At 45.3% G+C, this 18,548-nt stretch carries 16 protein-coding genes and 1 pseudogene; 12 read left to right on the top strand and 5 right to left on the bottom strand.

The features are described 5' to 3' along the window. Positions 1 to 59: 59 nt before the first annotated feature. Positions 60 to 1,160: a Fic family protein gene (locus BUB59_RS08780; protein ID WP_073228674.1), complete on the bottom strand. Its 1,101-nt coding sequence runs from the start codon at positions 1,158 to 1,160 to the stop codon at positions 60 to 62. Positions 1,161 to 1,324: 164 nt separating this feature from the next. Next, complete coding sequence (locus BUB59_RS08775) at positions 1,325 to 1,969, bottom strand: class I tRNA ligase family protein (protein ID WP_234980007.1); 645 nt, start codon at positions 1,967 to 1,969, stop codon at positions 1,325 to 1,327. A 683-nt stretch (positions 1,970 to 2,652) separates the two neighbouring features. Between BUB59_RS08775 and BUB59_RS08770 the strand changes: the two are divergent. The 3 genes and pseudogenes from BUB59_RS08770 to BUB59_RS08760 all read left to right on the top strand — a co-directional run. Continuing rightward, positions 2,653 to 3,228 (top strand): annotated as a pseudogene (locus tag BUB59_RS08770) (site-specific DNA-methyltransferase); the annotation flags it as partial. 431 nt (positions 3,229 to 3,659) lie between these two features. Next, positions 3,660 to 4,781, top strand: a complete 1,122-nt coding sequence (locus tag BUB59_RS08765) for a DNA methyltransferase (protein ID WP_073228665.1) — start codon at positions 3,660 to 3,662, stop codon at positions 4,779 to 4,781. A 9-nt stretch (positions 4,782 to 4,790) separates the two neighbouring features. Continuing rightward, positions 4,791 to 7,745 (top strand): type III restriction-modification system endonuclease, encoded by a 2,955-nt coding sequence (locus BUB59_RS08760; RefSeq protein WP_073228662.1) that lies wholly within the window; start codon positions 4,791 to 4,793, stop codon positions 7,743 to 7,745. Between the two features lie 26 nt (positions 7,746 to 7,771). Here the strand turns inward: BUB59_RS08760 and BUB59_RS15005 are convergent, their stop codons facing one another. Further along, the gene (locus BUB59_RS15005; protein ID WP_083540250.1) at positions 7,772 to 8,368 is read right to left on the bottom strand and encodes a hypothetical protein; all 597 of its coding nucleotides are present in this window, start codon (positions 8,366 to 8,368) and stop codon (positions 7,772 to 7,774) included. A 167-nt stretch (positions 8,369 to 8,535) separates the two neighbouring features. On the opposite strand from BUB59_RS15005, the gene BUB59_RS15505 reads away from it, so the two are divergent. The 7 genes from BUB59_RS15505 (at position 8,536) to BUB59_RS08720 (ending at position 12,526) form a co-directional block, all read left to right on the top strand. Next, a complete protein-coding gene (locus BUB59_RS15505) occupies positions 8,536 to 8,913 on the top strand; it encodes a hypothetical protein (RefSeq protein WP_200778821.1) in 378 nt (125 codons plus the stop codon). Positions 8,914 to 8,921: 8 nt separating this feature from the next. Beyond that, complete coding sequence (locus BUB59_RS08745; RefSeq protein ID WP_073228718.1) at positions 8,922 to 9,248, top strand: hypothetical protein; 327 nt, start codon at positions 8,922 to 8,924, stop codon at positions 9,246 to 9,248. Between the two features lie 32 nt (positions 9,249 to 9,280). Next, the gene (locus tag BUB59_RS08740) at positions 9,281 to 9,679 is read left to right on the top strand and encodes a hypothetical protein (protein WP_073228658.1); all 399 of its coding nucleotides are present in this window, start codon (positions 9,281 to 9,283) and stop codon (positions 9,677 to 9,679) included. After that, positions 9,670 to 10,212: an RNA 2'-phosphotransferase gene (locus BUB59_RS08735; protein ID WP_073228655.1), complete on the top strand. Its 543-nt coding sequence runs from the start codon at positions 9,670 to 9,672 to the stop codon at positions 10,210 to 10,212. The genes BUB59_RS08740 and BUB59_RS08735 overlap by 10 nt, the downstream gene beginning before the upstream one ends. A gap of 98 nt (positions 10,213 to 10,310) precedes the next feature. Next, the gene (locus BUB59_RS08730; RefSeq protein WP_073228651.1) at positions 10,311 to 11,468 is read left to right on the top strand and encodes an ATP-binding protein; all 1,158 of its coding nucleotides are present in this window, start codon (positions 10,311 to 10,313) and stop codon (positions 11,466 to 11,468) included. Positions 11,469 to 11,575: 107 nt separating this feature from the next. Further along, positions 11,576 to 12,088, top strand: a complete 513-nt coding sequence (locus tag BUB59_RS08725) for a hypothetical protein (RefSeq protein ID WP_073228648.1) — start codon at positions 11,576 to 11,578, stop codon at positions 12,086 to 12,088. Between the two features lie 186 nt (positions 12,089 to 12,274). Then, the gene (locus tag BUB59_RS08720; RefSeq protein WP_073228645.1) at positions 12,275 to 12,526 is read left to right on the top strand and encodes a hypothetical protein; all 252 of its coding nucleotides are present in this window, start codon (positions 12,275 to 12,277) and stop codon (positions 12,524 to 12,526) included. A gap of 379 nt (positions 12,527 to 12,905) precedes the next feature. On the opposite strand, the gene leuS is transcribed toward BUB59_RS08720, so the two are convergent. After that, complete coding sequence (gene leuS, locus BUB59_RS08715) at positions 12,906 to 15,593, bottom strand: leucine--tRNA ligase (RefSeq protein ID WP_073228642.1); 2,688 nt, start codon at positions 15,591 to 15,593, stop codon at positions 12,906 to 12,908. A 169-nt stretch (positions 15,594 to 15,762) separates the two neighbouring features. Beyond that, positions 15,763 to 16,326 carry a hypothetical protein gene (locus BUB59_RS08710; RefSeq protein WP_143160301.1) on the bottom strand — a complete coding sequence of 188 codons (564 nt, stop codon included), beginning with the start codon at positions 16,324 to 16,326 and terminating at the stop codon, positions 15,763 to 15,765. A gap of 85 nt (positions 16,327 to 16,411) precedes the next feature. Here BUB59_RS08710 and BUB59_RS08705 point away from each other — a divergent pair, with 85 nt between their 5' ends. Continuing rightward, positions 16,412 to 17,341: an outer membrane beta-barrel protein gene (locus tag BUB59_RS08705; RefSeq protein WP_073228635.1), complete on the top strand. Its 930-nt coding sequence runs from the start codon at positions 16,412 to 16,414 to the stop codon at positions 17,339 to 17,341. 147 nt (positions 17,342 to 17,488) lie between these two features. Next, positions 17,489 to 18,301: a porin family protein gene (locus BUB59_RS08700; RefSeq protein WP_073228633.1), complete on the top strand. Its 813-nt coding sequence runs from the start codon at positions 17,489 to 17,491 to the stop codon at positions 18,299 to 18,301. Positions 18,302 to 18,548 lie beyond the last annotated feature (247 nt).

Here is an 18,548-nt window from a genome sequence, read left to right as displayed (position 1 = left end):
AAATATAGGAAATCTAAAAAAAACATACAGATGAATAAAAAAAATGTCCAATCTTCAAGCTAAACCAGCACATAGCTAGTGCTTCGGCCGCCGGCATCTTCTTGCTTCAGGATATTCTTTTCCACAAGATCCTTGATATCACGAAGTGCCGTATCCTCGGAGCATTTTGCCAACTTCGCCCACTTGGATGTTTTCAGTTTTCCATCAAAACCGTTCAGGAGTTTATTAATCATTACCCGCTGACGTTCATTGATTTCAACATCCTTGATGCGTTCCCAAAATTCAGCCTTACCCAAAGTTTTCGCTACGTACTGTTCGCTGTTTTCTAAAGCGTGCATTAGGCAATTCAAATACCAGACTAGCCATTCGGTTATATCCGCATCGTTTTGTTGGGTCAGTGCAAGAACGCGATAGTATTCTTTCTTTTCCGCAAGGATTTGCGCAGAAAGGCTATAGAAGCGTTTTTCCGAACGATCAGACTTCGCAAGCAAATAATCAGAGATTGCTCTAGCGACACGACCATTTCCATCATCAAAAGGATGAACAACAACAAACCAGAAATGAGCAACGGCAGACTTTAAAGTCAAATCCATATTGTCGTCGTCATTAAGCCATTTCAGGAATTGATCCATTTCTTTTTTCAAGACGTTCGGCAAGGGAGCCTCATAATGGACTCGTTCTCGTCCAACGCCACCCGAAACAACTTGCATTTCATGCTTACGATATTTGCCAACATCAACCTTATAAATGCCGCTATATCCCGAAGGGAACAAAGACGCATGCCAACCAAAAAGCCTTTTTGCATCAAGTTTCTTTTGGTAGTTCTGGGTCGCATCCAACAACATGGCAACCACCCCATCAATATCGCGACTTGAATTCACCATGCCTGCAAATTCAAGCCCAAGCTGACGCGCGATCGAAGAATGCACTTGCTCATAGTTCAATAACACGCCTTCAATTTCAGAGGAACGAACTACGTTCTCCGTCAAAGTTCTAATCAAAGAATCTTCCTGCTGAGAAAAGCCTACAGCACTCAACTGCCCCAGAAGTTTCCCCTGCAAGTACCTTACATTGCCAAGTAACACCTGGATCTTAGTTTGATCCCAGGTAAAATTCGGCCAGCTTTCATATTGATAGATGTACTTTACAGGTTGACGCATGCGGTAAATATACAAAATATTCACCGCATTTTTGCGGGGAATAGAAATTTAATCACCGCAAAAAAATGTTAATACAAAAAACACCCCGAAGCATTTTGATTTGCTTCGGGGCGTTTTTGTTTAAAAGCCAGATCCTCGATCAGGTCGAGGATGACATCCAGACCTTATTTCACAACAATGTTCACCAGCTTGCCAGGAACAGCGATGACCTTTACCACAGTCTTGCCGTTGGTGAATTCCTTAACGCGGTCGTTAGCCATGGCGAGGGCTTCGAGGGCGGCCTTGTCCATGTCCTTGGCGACGTTTGCCTTGGCGCGGAGCTTGCCGTTCACCTGGAACACGACTTCCACGGTGTTTTCCACAGCCTTAGAAGCGTCGGCTTCAGGCCATGCCACGTTGGTGAGGCTTTCGTTGTGGCCCAGGATGCTCCACATTTCTTCAGCGATATGCGGTGCAAAGGGCTGCAGCAACTTCACGAAGGTTTCGCAAGGTTCGCGGTAGCGCTTGTCCATCTTGATCATTTCGTTATTGAAGATCATGAGCTGGCTAATAGCGGTATTGAAGCTCATGTTCTCAATGTCAGAGGAGACCTTGATGATGGACTGGTGCATAATCTTCTGGATTTCTTCAGGAGCGGCTTCATCAGCGTAAACCGGAGCGCCGGTTGCTGAGCCTGTCGAAGCATCGTCGCCCACAACAGAACGCCATGCGCGGCCCAGGAAGCGGTTCATACCTTCGATGCCCTTGGTCTGCCAAGGCTTGGTTGCATCCAGAGGGCCCATGAACATTTTCTTGAAGAACTGGCGCAAGCGCCATCTGCTACGGCTCGGTCATGTCCGTGAACAAGTTCCCGTCCGCGACACTCGCCTTAGGCAGCAGTGCCGTTCTTTTCTTCCACTTCGTCTGTAAGGCATATTTTTTGCCGTACCCCAGATTCAATCCATCATACCAGCCCTAACAGGGAAAATGCAGACTATTAAACGGACCTTTATTGACCTAAAGGACTGCTTTATGTATATTCGTGTGCAAATAGTTTGAATCGTTCAACTCGTTTCAAACGCATGTTTTTAAGGGTATTTGCTCTTATTCTCTCGACTGAAAAACGACCAAAATTTCAAATCTTCCGAGAATAAGGCAGACGCTCACGTCCCTATTGGGGCGTGGGTTGTTTGTGCTTATGGAAGATTAAGGTTTCTTGGTCGTTACCGCAGTCGATGTAAGCATGAATGATTCCACGCCTTTTTTCGTGGCCATTTAGACTCCAGAGTAAAAGTGATATCCGATCATTCTTTTGAAGGAGCCATCGATGATTCGCCAAATCCAGGAAGCAAACGAGAAAATTAACGCCAATGTAGAACTGCTTAAAGCGTTAAAAAAACTGATTCCCAATGCTATTGGCAAAGACGGATCCATTGATGTGGATACAATTCGCTATTGGGCACAAAAAGCAACCGGTGACAAAAGCCTCGTTACCGAAGAAAGAGAAACGTTCAATTTCTTGGGAAAAGACTACGCACGACTGTTGTACTCGCTGGATACAGAAACTGTGATTGTCCCCGACAAGGAGAACAACAAGAAGTCTGAAAACAAGGACAGTGAAAACCTCTATCTTTCAGGAGACAACCTTGAAGTCTTGAAGCATCTGCGACGTTCCTATGAAGGACAGGTAAAGTGCATCTACATCGATCCTCCCTACAACACTGGGTCCGACGACTTCGTCTATAACGATAGTTTTGATTTTTCCGAAAAGGACATTGAAGAAAAGTTGGGAATCAACTCTGACTCCGAATCCGCTAAACGCATTCACAAGATGATTAGCCGCAAGTCTTCGCGTTCTCATGCAGCGTGGCTTACCTTCATGTACCCGCGCCTCAAACTAGCCCGCGACTTGATGAAAGACGACGGAGTCATTTTTATTAGCATCGACGATAATGAACAGGCAAACCTTAAGATTTTATGCGATGAAATTTTCGGAGAAGAGAATTTTTGCGGAAACCTCATTATTGAAACAGCAACAGACAACAATGCTCGGCAAATCAGCACTGATCATGAGTACATGCTATGCTGATTATTCCGGAATACTTTGAGCCATCAGTCCGGTGTCAGAGAGCCAGTGTTCCGGAGAAAGAGAGCCATAGCTATTAGCAAGGAAAGCTTATGGCAGGATAAAACTAGATGTTGGTCATTCAAAGCATTGCGTGTGCCTTTAAACTGATTGTAGGCAGGCGGCTCGCGCGAATAGGCTTATAAAATCCCGCGCGGTCCCAACATACTGTATTTGACCAAACAAATGAGCTATAAACAGGTGGCTCCACAGGTCCGGAATGATGGCTCCCATTTTTCCGGACTGGCGGCTCCGCCGCTCCGGAATAATCACTATGCTACACCAATGACGTTTTACAGCAAAAACCTTGGGTAAGAAAAAGCGAAAACGCAGAGAAAATCAAACAACAATATGAAAAGTTAAAAGCAAAAGGTCTTTCTGTTGAAAATATTGAATTGGAATTAAGAAAATGGATAAAAACACACAAGGACGAGTTATCTCAAGTAACTCATTATGACAACGTTGATGAGAAGGGCGTTTACCATGATGCAGACGTTGCTAACACAAAAATGGGCGGCTACAAATATGAAATTTTACATCCCGTAACACAAAAAGCGTGTAAAGTACCCGAAAAAGGGTTTCGTTATCCAGAAAAAACAATGCGCGAAATGATAGCAAACAACGATGTTGTTTTTGGCGATGATGAAAATGTCTTGATTAAGCCCAAAAAAAGAATTGAAAACGCAACAGAATTATTACGTTCTGTGATTTACGAAGACGGAAGAGCGGCAACAAAAATTGTGGACAATCTTTTAGCAAAAGGAGTTTTCAACCATCCAAAATCCCACGAACAAATTGCACGGATTTTAGATTTTACCACAACAAAAGACTCCATAGTTTTAGATTTCTTTAGCGGCAGCGCAACAACAGCTCATGCAGTAATGCATTTAAACGCATTGGATAAAGGCTCTCGAAAAATAATAGCTGTTCAACTTCCAGAGAATCTTGACGGAATAGAAAAGCCTAACGACACAACCAAAAACGCAATCAAGTTCCTTGACTCCATCAACAAGCCACATACGCTTGATCAAATTGGCATGGAGCGCATCCGTCGTGCAGCAAAGAAGATTAAGGAAGAAAACCCAGATTACCAGGGCGATTTAGGTTTCAAGCACTTCACCATCCAAAAGCCGGCACAAAAATCCATCGACAAAATTACCAAGTTCGACATAGGCACAAATATCGGCGACGCATCCATTTTAAAGGAATTCGACGCAGAAACCGTTCTCGCCACATGGATGGTCAATGACGGCCACACTTTCAATGCACAAGTCGAAACGATTGACCTTAAAGGCTATAAAGCATTCCGCATCAAGGACTATCTGTATCTTATTGATGAAGGAATCAGCAACGAAAATATCAAGTCTCTCTTTCAGAAATACGACGAAGACAGCAGTTTCAAGCCCAAACACATTGTTGCGTTCGGCTACAGCTTCGGCATGACAACCCTTGAAACCTTGAAGGCCAACATCAAGGGCATTAGCGACATCAACATTCAACTGGAAGTTCGTTACTAGGAGTTCGTCATGGATTTTCAGTTTGAGCAAAACCTTCCCCACCAGCAAAGGGCTGTTGATAGAATCCTGCAGGTAGTAAATTCCATTGAAAGTGAAAATTCTCTGGATTATTCCGCCAACAAAACTTTTCTTCCCAAAGATGATGAAATCAAAAAAGCCCTAGAGGTGCTACAAAAAGATTTTGACAAAGGAATGAAAAAGTTCGCTTCGGCAGAAAATCCCGAAGACAATGCCGAGAATCCCTGCATCTACATTGACGTAAAAATGGAGACCGGCACCGGCAAGACTTACGTCTATACAAAAACGATGTACGAGCTACATAAGCAACATGGAATCAGTAAATTCATCCTTGTAGTTCCTAACCTTGCCATCAAAGCTGGTGCTGCAAATTTTCTCAAGAGTCCCGATATAAAAAGGCACTTTGAAAAAGACTGCGAATACGGCACAGAAATTCGTCTGTTTGAAGGAACAGGGCAGAAAAGCTCCGGCAAAAGAAAAATGTTCCCTTCCGTCGTTTCGGGTTTTTATCAAAATCCCGGTCAGTCCGATAAGTACATTTCCGTATTGCTACTGAATAGTGCTCTACTCATCAATTCCAACTACATCAAGGATGATTTTGATTACGGCATCGGGAACTATTATTGTCCATTAGACGCACTCAAGGCGACAAGACCTATAGTAATTATTGACGAACCCCATCGTTTTTCATCAGAAACGAAAGTCATCAATTCCATCATGAATAAGCTTTGCCCCCAAATGCTTATTCGTTTCGGAGCAACGTACCCCGAAGTCGTTATCGGCAAGGGAAAGTCAAAGCAAATTGTCAAGGATTATAAAAATCTCGTCTATAATCTTGACGCCTATGATTCATTCCAACAGAATCTTATTAAAGGAATCGCCAAGGAACACATACCTCAATCTAAAGATGCTGAGAACATCAAAATCCGCGTGGATTCCATAGATTCGAAAGCAGGAAACATCAAGTTCACCAGGAAGGATGCAACCAACAAAAATAAACAGAAAACGCTGATCATAGACGAACTTCTCTCCGAAATTCATGATGATTTCGGCAACCTAAGAATCGATTCCTTTGAATCCAAGAACTCTGTTCTGCTCTCCAACGGCGTAATCTTGAAAGAGGGCTCGTACATCACTCCAGATATGTACGCAACACCCTATCAACGATCCATGATTCAGATGGCAATCAGCAGACATCTAGAAACGGAACGTCAGAACTTCAAACGAGAAGATAAAATTAAAACGCTAGCCCTATTCTTCATTGATGATATTTCCGCATATCGCGAGAAAAACGGCTACATCAAAAGAACTTTTGAGGAAGTTCTAAAGAAAGAAACCAAGTCCCTCATAAGCAAGTTGGATTCCTCCGAAAAAGAGTATAAAGATTACCTGGAAAGCTCCCTGAAAAACATTGAGGACTCCCACGGTGGTTACTTTGCTGAAGACAATTCTTCTAGCGACGAAGAAATTTCCAAGCAGGTGAATGAAATTCTGAATGACAAAAAGGCCCTTTTGTCTTTTGATAATCCAAGACGTTTCATCTTCTCGAAATGGACTCTGAAGGAAGGCTGGGACAATCCTAATGTTTTCACAATCGCTAAACTTCGTTCCAGTGGAAGCGAAATCAGCAAGCTCCAAGAAGTCGGTCGCGGCCTCCGTCTGCCCGTAAACGAATCCGGTAAACGAATTACCGACGAAGAATTTACACTCAATTACATCGTGGACTATACGGAGCAGGATTTCGCAGACAAGCTTGTTGCCGAAATCAATGGCGAGCGAAGCGAACTCATGTTCATAACAGAAGAACAGCTTCAAGCTTATGCAAAGAAATTTGGTCTTGACGTAGATGAATTATACGATGAACTTTATGGAAAGAAATTCATTGGTCGTCGCAAAGACGATATGCCCGGCTATCCCGTCAATAACGACAATGCCGACGCCTTTGAAAGCGAATATCCAGATTTGTTCAAGCATAGCGCCACAAAGAAAAAGATTGTGGACCGCAACAAACATCCCGAAAAGAAGAAAATCGGAATTCGCAATGAGAACTACAAGGTTCTAAAAGATATTTGGCTCAAGATGAACGAGCATTATATGCTCACTTTCGAAGAAAGCATCAATAACGAACTATCCAAAGCCTTGCCAGGGCTCATCAAACAAGATCTATTCGGGAAAACCGTTCTTACAAGTTCCAGACAAGAACTTGTTACCGAAAATGGTATTGCAACGTTGAAGGACTCCAGTTCCAAAACATACGAAACGGAGAAACCTATTCCTTACGGAAAATTTCTGCAACGTATTCAAGCCAAGGAATCTATTCCTGTCGTAGAAATGCACAAGGCGATATGTGATTTTGCAAAAAATGGCGGCGAGCCAATGTTCAACGAGAAATCGCTTTATAACATCTGCCGCGCCCTCCATGACTGGAAAATCGCAAACTTGATGGGTCGATTCAGCTATCAGAAAATTGAACGAAAGAGAATCAAGAAGACTTCTCTGAATGACGATAATGGCAACGCAGAAAAGTTCATTCAGCAAGGTCTCATCGGAACGCAAGCAGACAACAGTAATGTTCCCGAAAAATACCTCTATGATGCCATAACCTTTGATTCACCCTTGGAAAAGGAAGATATTCAAAACGACATCGATGGTGTAGACGTATTCGGCAAAATCCCTCGCAAGACAATCCAGATTCCAACAATACTTGGCGAAACCTACAGCCCCGACTTTATGTACATAGTAAAGCGAAAAGACAAGAAGGAGCTCAATCTCATTGTGGAATGCAAGGATGTCAAAGACGCAGAAACAGACCTGCGTGGCGGAGAGAAACTTAAAATTGAATCCGCAAAGATATTCTTCGAAAGTCTCTCTTCAGCAGGGGTCAAAGTTCACTTTGAAAAACAGATCAAGACTCAAAATCTGAAAGAAATTATTGAAAACCTTTAAGAGCAAAAAGCACGTAGTCCAAAAGACTACGTGCTTTCTACTTCCACGCTTTCAATTTCGTGTTCAAAATATTCCTGAAGTCCGATCAACGTATCAAGGAGAATTCCCTCTTCGCCATTGTCATTATCTCCAGGACTGGATATACTATCAACCTTCCCCACCAACACATCGCCATCCGTTAATTTCAACTTGATAGTCTTACCAACATATTTGCGATATTTCCATTGGTAAGTGCAAGCCGCCTGTTGTTTTTGCGTCATTCTTTTCTTAGCACGATTCTTTGCTCTAAAAGAGCGGAGATCGTGTTGCCAAGACTTCAGCAACTCGTACAATTCCACCGTGTCAACAACAGTCTTGAATTCTTCTTCCTTAGCATCGTCCTCGTGGAAAAGCTGCTCAATGGTAGTCTTATCCTTATTGATGTCTATAACAGACATATTTGCACTAGGTCCGCCATTTTCTTTCTTGCCATCAATAACTTCTTTGAAGTCATCCATATACCATTTATGGAATTGCCTAAAGTCATCGTTCAACCAATCTTGCAAAACCGGATTTTCATGATCCAACACAGCATCTATTCTTTTTTCGTTGAATAGTTCGTATTCTTCTATATGGTATTTCATCTTTCAAGCTCCAGATATGCGAATATCATTTCATAATCTAATAATATTTTATTGACATCTTTTGTCATTTACTTTTATATAGATTTCAATCAAGGCACAACAGATGTAGGAAATAGAGATAGGTTATGTGACAAGTGCCCGCCAATTATTCTGTGGAGGAATAAATAATGAATATTCAAGCTTTTAAGGATTCAATTAGAGAACGTATGTCCACAGATGATAATTGGGATTTTGCAGTGAACAAATGTAATGAAAAAGAGATTGAAATTCTGTGCGAAGACATTGAAGGCACCGCCGCATACATTGAAACGCAATGCACTGCCGACGAACTTTCCTGGATTTCTGAAATTTGGGACCATGTCGCCGCCAAAACACAAAGTATTAGATTTATCCGCAGCCTCGAAGTGGCCATCAAGAAATATCCTGAAGAGGATGAAAATATCATCTTCGAGAAAACCTTCAATGCGCTTATGGAGCCATTGACGAAGATTTTGAAGCGGAGTTTTAAGAAAATAAGAAGCATTTTACATTCCGTAACTAAATGAGGCTCAAAATGCAAACAGTAAAAATCATGCTCGACTTTTTACAAGGTCCAATTTGGACAAGTGATGTAGAAACAGGCAAACCTCAAACAGGCATTTCTATCATTGATGAAAACGAAGAAATCCGTCAACTGAATTTCAAGATACAAGATATGTTTGACGGGTATTACGAATTCAACTCTCACGATCAAGCTTGCTGGTTTAACAAAGAGCAAGAAAAGGCTGATAAAGAAAAGATGCTAGCCATGATGACAGAACTCATTGAATTGCTGAACAAAATCAACGACGGATCATTCACCATCGATGACCAGGAAACCGAAAGAATTAAGGCATTGTAATTTAGAAGGAAAGGTTAGAAAATGGAGGAAAAATGAGTTTGATCCATTCTTACGGGCGTATCATCAACAGCGAATTGATACAATCTCCGTATAAAGAATCCATTGATTGGAATGCAAGTGGATGGTGGAACGGACACTTCATCGTCATTGACGAAAAAGAGGACATCCTCGTTCTTCAATCAACAAATGAGGCAACAGGGTATGCGACAATTGAAATCAAAAGTGACGGTTTCAATGTTATCGGCAAGCCTTCTTTTTATACAAACGACACTGTAAAAATCAAGGCAAAGAATAAAACAGGGCGCATATACAGCGTTACCTATCATTTCGCAAAGGAATGTTTCCGTTATATGGTAGATTACGGAGATCGGAAATCCACCTGCTGGTACTATGACAACGATCTGGAAAAGGCAAAAGTTGAATGTCCATAAACTACACCGAACTTTCCAAAGAAATTTCCTACGCCCTGCGTCACGCACCTTGGGAATACGAACTTGAATTGGACGCAGAGGGATTCGTTCCCATCAAGCAACTGTTGTCCGCTTTGAATGAATCTGGTCAATACGAGCGAAACATAGTCCAGGCGGACCTCGAACATATCATTGAAACTTCAGAAAAGAAACGTCATGAGATTGTCGGAGACAAAATTCGTGCATTGTACGGACATTCTGTGCCCCAGATGATTCAGAAGATTCCAGGAATTCCACCAGCAATTCTTTATCACGGAACAACGCATAAGGCAATCGCCACAATTATGAGCGAAGGTCTGAAGCCAATGCAACGCCAATATGTTCATCTTTCCGTAGATACCGACATGGCAACGCAAGTGGGAAAAAGACGAGACTCTGAGCCCATCATTCTGCAGATTGATACTGCAAAAGCCATCATTTCAGGAACCAAATTCTATATCGGGAATGATAAAGTATGGCTCTGCGATTTCGTGAAGGCGGAAGCTATAAAATAACCTTTAGGTTATATTTCCCAAAAAATTTATAATAGATTTACATACTATTGACTAATAGATTTACATAAATTATATTAAGAGAAATACATAGGTTTTTTATGTTAAATCGAGATATAACTATCGCAATATTGGACAAGGCAGCCAAATTTCCCGTAATCACGCTTACAGGCGTTCGCCAGTGCGGCAAAAGCACTTTGCTCAAGCAATGTTTTGCGAATTACACTTACGTTTCTTTGGAAGATCCAGACGTTCGCACAATCGCACAGGAGGATCCTAGAGGATTTTTAAAGAATTACGGAACCAATGTGATCATAGATGAGGCACAACGTGTTCCGGAACTTTTTTCGTACATACAGACCGCCGTCGATTCCAACAGCAAATGCGGTCAATACATACTCTCCGGGTCCCACAATTTTTTGTTGATGGAACAGATTTCCCAAAGTTTGGCTGGTAGGGCATGCATTCTGGAGCTAGCTCCGTTCTCAATCGGCGAGCTTTCAAAATCCAATGTTCGCCCACAAACCCTAAATGAATACCTGCTAAAAGGAAGTTACCCAAGGCTGTACGACAAAAAAATATCTTCAAAGGAATATTTTTCATCGTATACGCGGACTTACGTTGAACGAGACGTTCGCCTACTACGAAACATTTCCAATGCCGCAGCATTCACCCGTTTTCTAAAACTTTGCGCCTCACGCGTAGGGTCTGTCCTCAACATTGCAGAACTGGCACAAGATGCAGGCATCAACGTAGCGACAGCCAATGCGTGGATTTCCATCCTCGAAGCCAGCTTTATCGTGTTCAAGCTCCAGCCCTACTACCGCAACTTTTCGAAACGGCTGATAAAATCTCCCAAACTGTATTTCTACGACACCGGTCTGCTTTGCTATTTGCTGAATATTTTCAACGAAAAACAGTTGACCCAATGCGGCATAAAGGGAAACATCTTTGAGTCCATGATTATTGCGGAATGTCTTAAACAGCACAGGTTTGCAGGCATTGAACCCCAGGCTTATTTCTGGAGAGATTCCAATCAGCAGGAAGTGGATTTGCTCATTGAAAACGAAGATGGACTATGGGCCTACGAAATCAAGTCTGGAGAAACAATGAACAGCAAATTCTACGATTCGCTGAATAAGTTCGCAAACCTTTCTGGAATTGAGTCCACCCACACTTCGGTCGTTTACGGCGGCGACAAAATGTTCCGTGGGGAGAAAGCCAACTACATTCCATGGGATAAAGTACAGTTCGTTTAAACGATACAAAAACACCCCGAAGCATTTTGATTTGCTTCGGGGCGATTTTGTTATCTATAGTCGCTTTAAAGAATTTATATTACACTAGTGTAAAACCGGAGTTTCCCATGAAAGAACTTTATGCAGAAACCTATTATATCGAAGACTCTCGAAATAATAGCGAGTGGGATAGAGAGCCAAGCCTAAATAAGGCCAACACAAAGGCCGCCAACGAATTTTTCTGCGATTTCTACAACTTAGTAAGAAAGTTTGAAGATTCATTTCGGTACAGAGGCTTTCAACTAGATATCTTTGAAACTGACAAATCAGAGAATATCTGGACACTCGCCAAAGAATATGCCGGATGCGAACTACCACCTAGTTCCGCCATTTTAAAAGAGATCCCTTTCGCAAACATGTTCAGTCGAATAATTTATTTTGGAGACAACGAAGCACATTCCATTTTAGCCAACAGCTTTAGAGAAAAATTTTGCATTGACGACAAGGAAGAACCTTTTGAAATCTTTGAGGCAAATACATTTGACAATCACAATTCGGCACTTTGGTACATTGTTGAAGGACTTTGGATTTTAAGATTCGAAAAATTTTCCTTGATAGTTTCTCTAGGAACCGATGAATAACATCGTCTACAAGGTTGGAAATTATAACGAGGTCTAAGTATGGACATAAACATTTTCAGCAATATTTCATGGCGCGGCAGGGTCGCATATGCAATCATGTGTTTGGAACAATATCTGATGACAAAAGAGCCAGATAAAGATTGGACACCATTGTCTAGGAAACTTTGGACAATCACAGATGGAAAAATGTTTCTTGACGAGTGGTCCGATAGAATTGTCGACCTGCTTCCGGAATGCATTTTTGCATTCAAGGACTACGCATCTTCCGACTTCACCTATCTTTCTGAAGAAGAATATAACACCTTCAAAAACCTGTATGATGGTTTAGACGAAGACTTCGCTCAACTCATGGAAAACATCCACGAAATGGAAGAAGTCTATGCATACACTGTCATAGACGATAACGGCGAAAATGCGCAGAGGTTCTTGAAGAGATAATAAGCATTCTTGAAAAGAACAACATCCCTCTTCCAGACTACAGCCTTGTTGCATTTTCAAAGTTTGATGAAAAAGAAGGACGAGGAGAAGCATTTGACGGAACAAAACTTTCCATCGTATTAAACAAAAACAACCCGCAATAAAGCCAGGGCGTTACGGGGGCGGCGATTGAGCCCCCGTTAGAAGGGGTAGCGGAAGCCCCTGGGTGGGTGTATAGAAAAAGGCCCGCCGAAGCGGGCCTGATTATAAGGGCGGGAGGGGCTGAAGCGAGGGGGAAACCTCCCCCCCACCTCAAACCAACTTATTGGCGCTCTTCGAGCGCAGTAATCTGCGGCTCGGCAATGCCCACGCAAGCGTGGTCGCTGCACTCGCCTTGCGATTACTTCACAACGATATTCACCAGCTTGCCAGGAACTGCGATAACCTTAACAACAGTCTTGCCGTTAGTGAATTCCTTCACGCGGTCATTTTCCATGGCGAGGGCTTCGAGAGCAGCCTTGTCCATGTCCTTGGCGACATTTGCCTTGGCGCGGAGCTTGCCGTTCACCTGGAACACGACTTCGACGGTGTTTTCCACAGCCTTGCTTGCGTCGGCTTCAGGCCATGCAACATTTGTCAAGGAACCTTCGTGACCGAGGATGCTCCACATTTCTTCGGCGATGTGGGGTGCGAAGGGCTGCAGGAGCTTTACGAAGGTTTCGCAAGGTTCGCGGTAGCGCTTGTCCATCTTCATCATTTCGTTGTTGAAGATCATCAGCTGGCTAATGGCGGTATTGAAGCTCATGTTTTCAATGTCGCTTGTGACCTTGATGATGGACTGGTGCATAATCTTCTGGATTTCTTCCGGAGCGGCTTCGTCAACGAAGATGGGAGCTGCATCGTCGTCGCCTACCACAGAACGCCATGCGCGGCCCAGGAAGCGGTTCATGCCTTCGATGCCCTTGGTCTGCCAAGGTTTCACGGCATCCAGAGGACCCATGAACATTTCGTACAAACGAAGGCTATCTGCGCCGTAGTCGCGAACCACGTCGTCCGGGTTCACAACGTTCTTCAGGGACTTACTCATCTTGGCAACGATCTGCTTCAGTTCGATGTCGGTACCCTTCTTGAAGAACTTGCCGTTCTTTTCTTCCACTTCGTCGGTGGGAACCTTGGAGCCGGCTGCGTCTTCGTAAGCGAAGGCAAGGATCATGCCCTGGTTAAAGAGCTTCTGGAAGGGTTCGTCGGTAGAGACGAGGCCCAGGTCGAAGAGGACCTTGTGCCAGAAACGGCTGTACAGCAAGTGGAGCACAGCGTGTTCTGCACCGCCCACATACAGGTCGACAGGCATCCAGTACTTTTCAAGTTCCTTGGCCAGGAATGCGTCGCCGTTGCAGGCGTCGATATAGCGGAGGTAGTACCAGCAGGAGCCAGCCCACTGCGGCATGGTGTTGGTTTCGCGAACGCCCTTACGGCCGTTCTTGTCTACAACGTTAAGCCATTCGGTTGCGTTGGCCAGCGGAGACTGACCGCCGTCACCCGGCTTGTAGTCCTGCAAGTCCGGCAGCTGAACCGGCAGCTGGTCGTCATCGACGGTAGAGATTTCGCCATCTTCCCAGTGGATGATGGGGAACGGTTCGCCCCAGTAGCGCTGACGGCTGAAGAGCCAGTCACGGAGCTTGTAGTTCACGGTAGCCTTACCGATCTTGTTGGCTTCGAGCCATTCGATTACCTTAGCCTTGCCAGCTTCCTTGTTGAGGCCGTTGAGGCAGAGGGTGTCGTTCTGGCTGTTGATGTAGGTGCCGTCGGCAGCCCAGCATGCTTCGCCAGCGAGAACCTGAGGCTTCACGTCTTCCGGGCAGGATGCGTCCGGTTCCATGATGCAGATAACAGGCAGGTTGAACTTCTTTGCAAATTCAAAGTCGCGGGTATCGTGGGCGGGCACTGCCATGATAGCGCCGGTGCCGTAGCCAGTCAAAACGTAGTCAGCCACCCAAACCGGAATCTTGGTGCCGGTCAGCGGGTTGATGGCGTAGGAGCCAGAGAACACGCCGGTCTTTTCCTTGGCGAGTTCGGTTCGGTCCAGGTCGCTCTTGAGGGCGGCGGCATGAACGTAGGCTTCCACAGCATCCTTCTGTTCCGGGGTAGTGAGGGTCGGAACCAGCTTGTGTTCAGGAGCCACCACCATGTAGGTTGCACCAAACAGGGTATCGCAACGGGTGGTATAAACGCGGAGCTTGTTTTCGGTAGCGTTGCCGTTGGCATCAGCAATGGCGAAGTCCACTTCTGCACCCTGGCTCTTGCCGATCCAGTTCTTCTGCATGTCCTTCACGCCCTGGGGCCAATCCAGCTTGTCCAGGCCCTTCAGCAAGCGGTCGCCATAATGCGGGATGCGCATGAGCCACTGCTTCAGGTTACGGCGTTCCACTTCCTTGGTGCCGCACTTTTCGTGAGAACCGTCGTTCAAAACTTCTTCGTTAGCGCAAACAATCTTGCAGTGCTTGCACCACCAGACCTGAGCGTCGGCGTAGTAAGCGAGACGCTTGGAATCCTTGAACTTGCGAACTTCTGCTGCACCCTGAGCCTGAACGTCGGCGGGAATAGGCAGTTCTTCAATGGGGCGGCCCTTCTGCTGTTCGTCATCGAACCAGGTGCCGTAAAGGCGCTTGAAGATCCACTGGGTCCACTTGTAGTACTTGGGGTCGGTGGTGTTCACTTCCTTTTCCCAGTCATAGCTCAGGCCAAGGCGCTGGATCTGACGGCGGAAATTGTCGCAGTTCTTCTTGGTGGTGATTGCCGGATGAGTACCGGTCTGGATTGCATACTGTTCTGCAGGCAAACCGAAAGCATCCCAACCCATGGGGTGCAAGACGTTAAAGCCCTTGCTGCGCTTGTAGCGGCAAATGATATCCGTTGCAGTGTAACCTTCCGGGTGACCCACATGGAGGCCTGCGCCGCTGGGATACGGGAACATGTCCAGGCAGTAGAACTTGGGCTTAGACTTGTCGGTGCCAGTCTTGAAGGTCTGATGTTCAGCCCAGTAAGCCTGCCACTTGGTTTCAATTTCTTGCGGATTATACTTTGCCATTTTTAAGACACCTCTTGCGAACCATCCTGGAAGCTGGATCCTTCGACTTCATGCCTACGGCATTTCGCTCAGGATGACACGCGGGATAAATTTTACGGCGAAAAGATAGAAAAAAGGAATCCCGCCTAGCAGGACTCCCTTTTTTGAAAGCACATAAACCACTCTGTTGTTATTCTTCCTTGCATTCGCCATTAGCAGCAAGTTGGCAAACGGGTTCCCATTCTCCCGCTTCTGTGTAGACATACTTTACGCTGGTTCCCGCCAATCCAAGGGAGCCTTCGTTTTCCGATGGTCTATAAACAACGCAGGTATCCCCCACCTTCGTATCTTCCTTGGTGCACTGTTCACTTACACTGGGGCCAGCAGGTTTTCCCGTTTCCTTCCAGACTCCGCTATTGCAGATAAAATAATAGTCCGTATGAAATCGGCCGCTATAAACGGTAAAAGTATCCACCACACCTTCGTTTTCTGCAGTACAGGATTCTACAGGATCACGATATTCAGACGGTTGCCATGTTCCTTCTGTACAGCGGTAATACTCATCTGTCCCCCCAACCTTATCGCTCTTAACAGTTTTATAGCTACCCTCTTCACCACATTTTTCCGTGGTTTGGGGAAGGTCATTTGACGCAGAAGATGACGAATCGTCACCACAGGCGGCAAGTGAGAAAACTGCCCCAGCAACAAAAGTTGCACAGGCCATATAATTCAAAAGACTGCGTAATCCTCGCATAAATCCTCCTAAATTTTCATGCAGTTAATATACAAAGCTACCATTTCACACACCACCTTTTACGAAAAAAAGTTATAATTCAAGTATGATGATTCGCAAGTCTTCCAAGTCGGCACTTTCCATTCTCGTCCTCACTCTTTTTGGGGCAGCCTCTGGTGTATTCGCCCAGGGCGTTTTTGAAGGTTCCGGTGAAGAAGAAAGCGAAGTGTCCAATTGCGTCGGAGACGGCTGCGGAATTGAATTCCCCACGGAGCCCGCACAAGAAGACCCGCAAGTGATGAATACATACGGCGAGGATACAACCGCCGTTCAAATCGCAAGCGATTCCCTCCAGCAGGATTCTGTTCCAACAGCTCATCTTGACGACGAAGAAGATGCCCGTGACTATTTCGTCGAGTCCGCCAGTGAATTTAGGGCCCGTAAGGAAGGTTTCTCCCGCCGCATCCGTTTTGGCGTGAGGGCAGGAGGCGGAATCAACATCCCGTTCGGGGATAACGATGGCTGGAAAATAGGCTACGGTTTCGGTGGGGGCATTGCAGCAAGGCTGCCTCTGACCAGCGGCGGCCTTGGAATCGCCAGCGGTATTGAATTCGGCTACCGCCAATTCAATTACGACGGAAAGACCGAATTCAGTAAGGACGAGGCTACTGTCAGCCAATTGTTATTTGAAATCCCCCTCACCTTGCAATACGCCTTTGACGAAGAAGGATTCTTTTTCGGGGTAGGTGGAAACATCCAGCTGAAGATGGCCGGTGAGTCTGATTTTACCCAGAAAATCGATACCGACCAAATCCAGAGCAAGGATAAACGCCATAATACGCTCCCCTCCACAGGCGTTGAGGCAGGCGTCACCGCGGTTTTGGGCTTTACTTTCAACGATTGGAGCCAGCTGGACGTTCGCGGCACCTTCAACTTCACCAACCTGCTGGACCAAGACGTGATTGCGGAGTCCAGCCTGATGGGTACGGCCCTGCACGTTCTCTACGTGAATATAGGATTCACATTCCTCCTTTAAAATCGGAGCATTTAGTTCCAGTTCTACGATTGACGTTTACTTATGCGAGATTCCTCGCATAAGTAAACTTTTTTTTAGGGGCGTTTTAATAGCTAATAAAATATTTTTACCCACAAGTGTGCAACAACCTTTTGTTATTATTTTAGCATGAATTTCTTTAAACTGCCTGTTTTAGCTCCTGTTGTATTGGCTCTGTCACTGAACGCATTCGCCCAGGACGACGATGGAGAATGGGTCTCCGCCGAAAGCGCACCGGAAGCATCTGAATCCGCCCCCGCCTACGACGGCTCTACCGATAGCGAATTCGCAAACGACGAAGAATACGCCAGCGCTTACGCTCGCTACAAGACCCAAACTACAAAGAAAGCCGATATTAACCGTCAGCGTAACGAAGGATTCTCCCGTACAGTGATGCTTGGCGTTCGAGCACAGGGTGGTATCAACACCTTCTACGGAGAAGGTTCCGATGGCTGGGGCATGGGTTTCCAGGGTGGTGCAGGTCTTATGCTGAAGATGAACCTAGGTATCAAGAACTTGAGCCTGGTTCCGGAACTGACCTTCAACTACCGTCGCTACAATTTCGAAAAGGATATGGGCGTCTACACAAACGAATCCCAGATCGACATCTACATGTTCGAAATTCCCTTGATGGTCCGCTACACCTTCGAAGACTACAATCTCTTCGCCGGTCTGGGCGTGAATCTGGGTCTAAAGCTGAAAGGAACTTCCGAATTCAGCAGTAGTGGCGGAACCCGCTACAACACCGTGGCAACCTCCGGTATGGAAGTGGGTGGCGCACTGGATCTAGGTTACATGTTGAGCCGTTTCATTCACATCAACCTCCGCACGGTCGTTTGCTTCACTAGCCTGCTGAACGATGCACTGGTCGCAGAAGAACTGTTCTACGAATCCAAGTTCAACACCATCTATACATCCTTCGGCATAAGCTTCTTGTTCTAACCGCTCACTGGACCACCCAGGACGTTAGAAAAAAGACGACTTTATGAAAATAACCCGTGGATTTGTTCCGCGGGTATTTTTTTATTTCATAAAAAAAAGAGGGGGCAGAGCCCCCATGCATCATAACCCATCCCGAGGTCCCTTCCTTCAATATTTGAGGAGGCGCTTCAGCGTCCCTCAACGAGCAAGGCTAGGCAAGCAAGTGCACAGCGCTTGCGATGCCGACGAATTGCGACGGGGGTCTAGG

The organism is Fibrobacter sp. UWEL (assembly GCF_900142535.1).
In the GTDB taxonomy this organism is placed as follows: Bacteria; Fibrobacterota; Fibrobacteria; order Fibrobacterales; family Fibrobacteraceae; genus Fibrobacter.
This window is presented reverse-complemented; position numbering and strand designations above follow the sequence as displayed.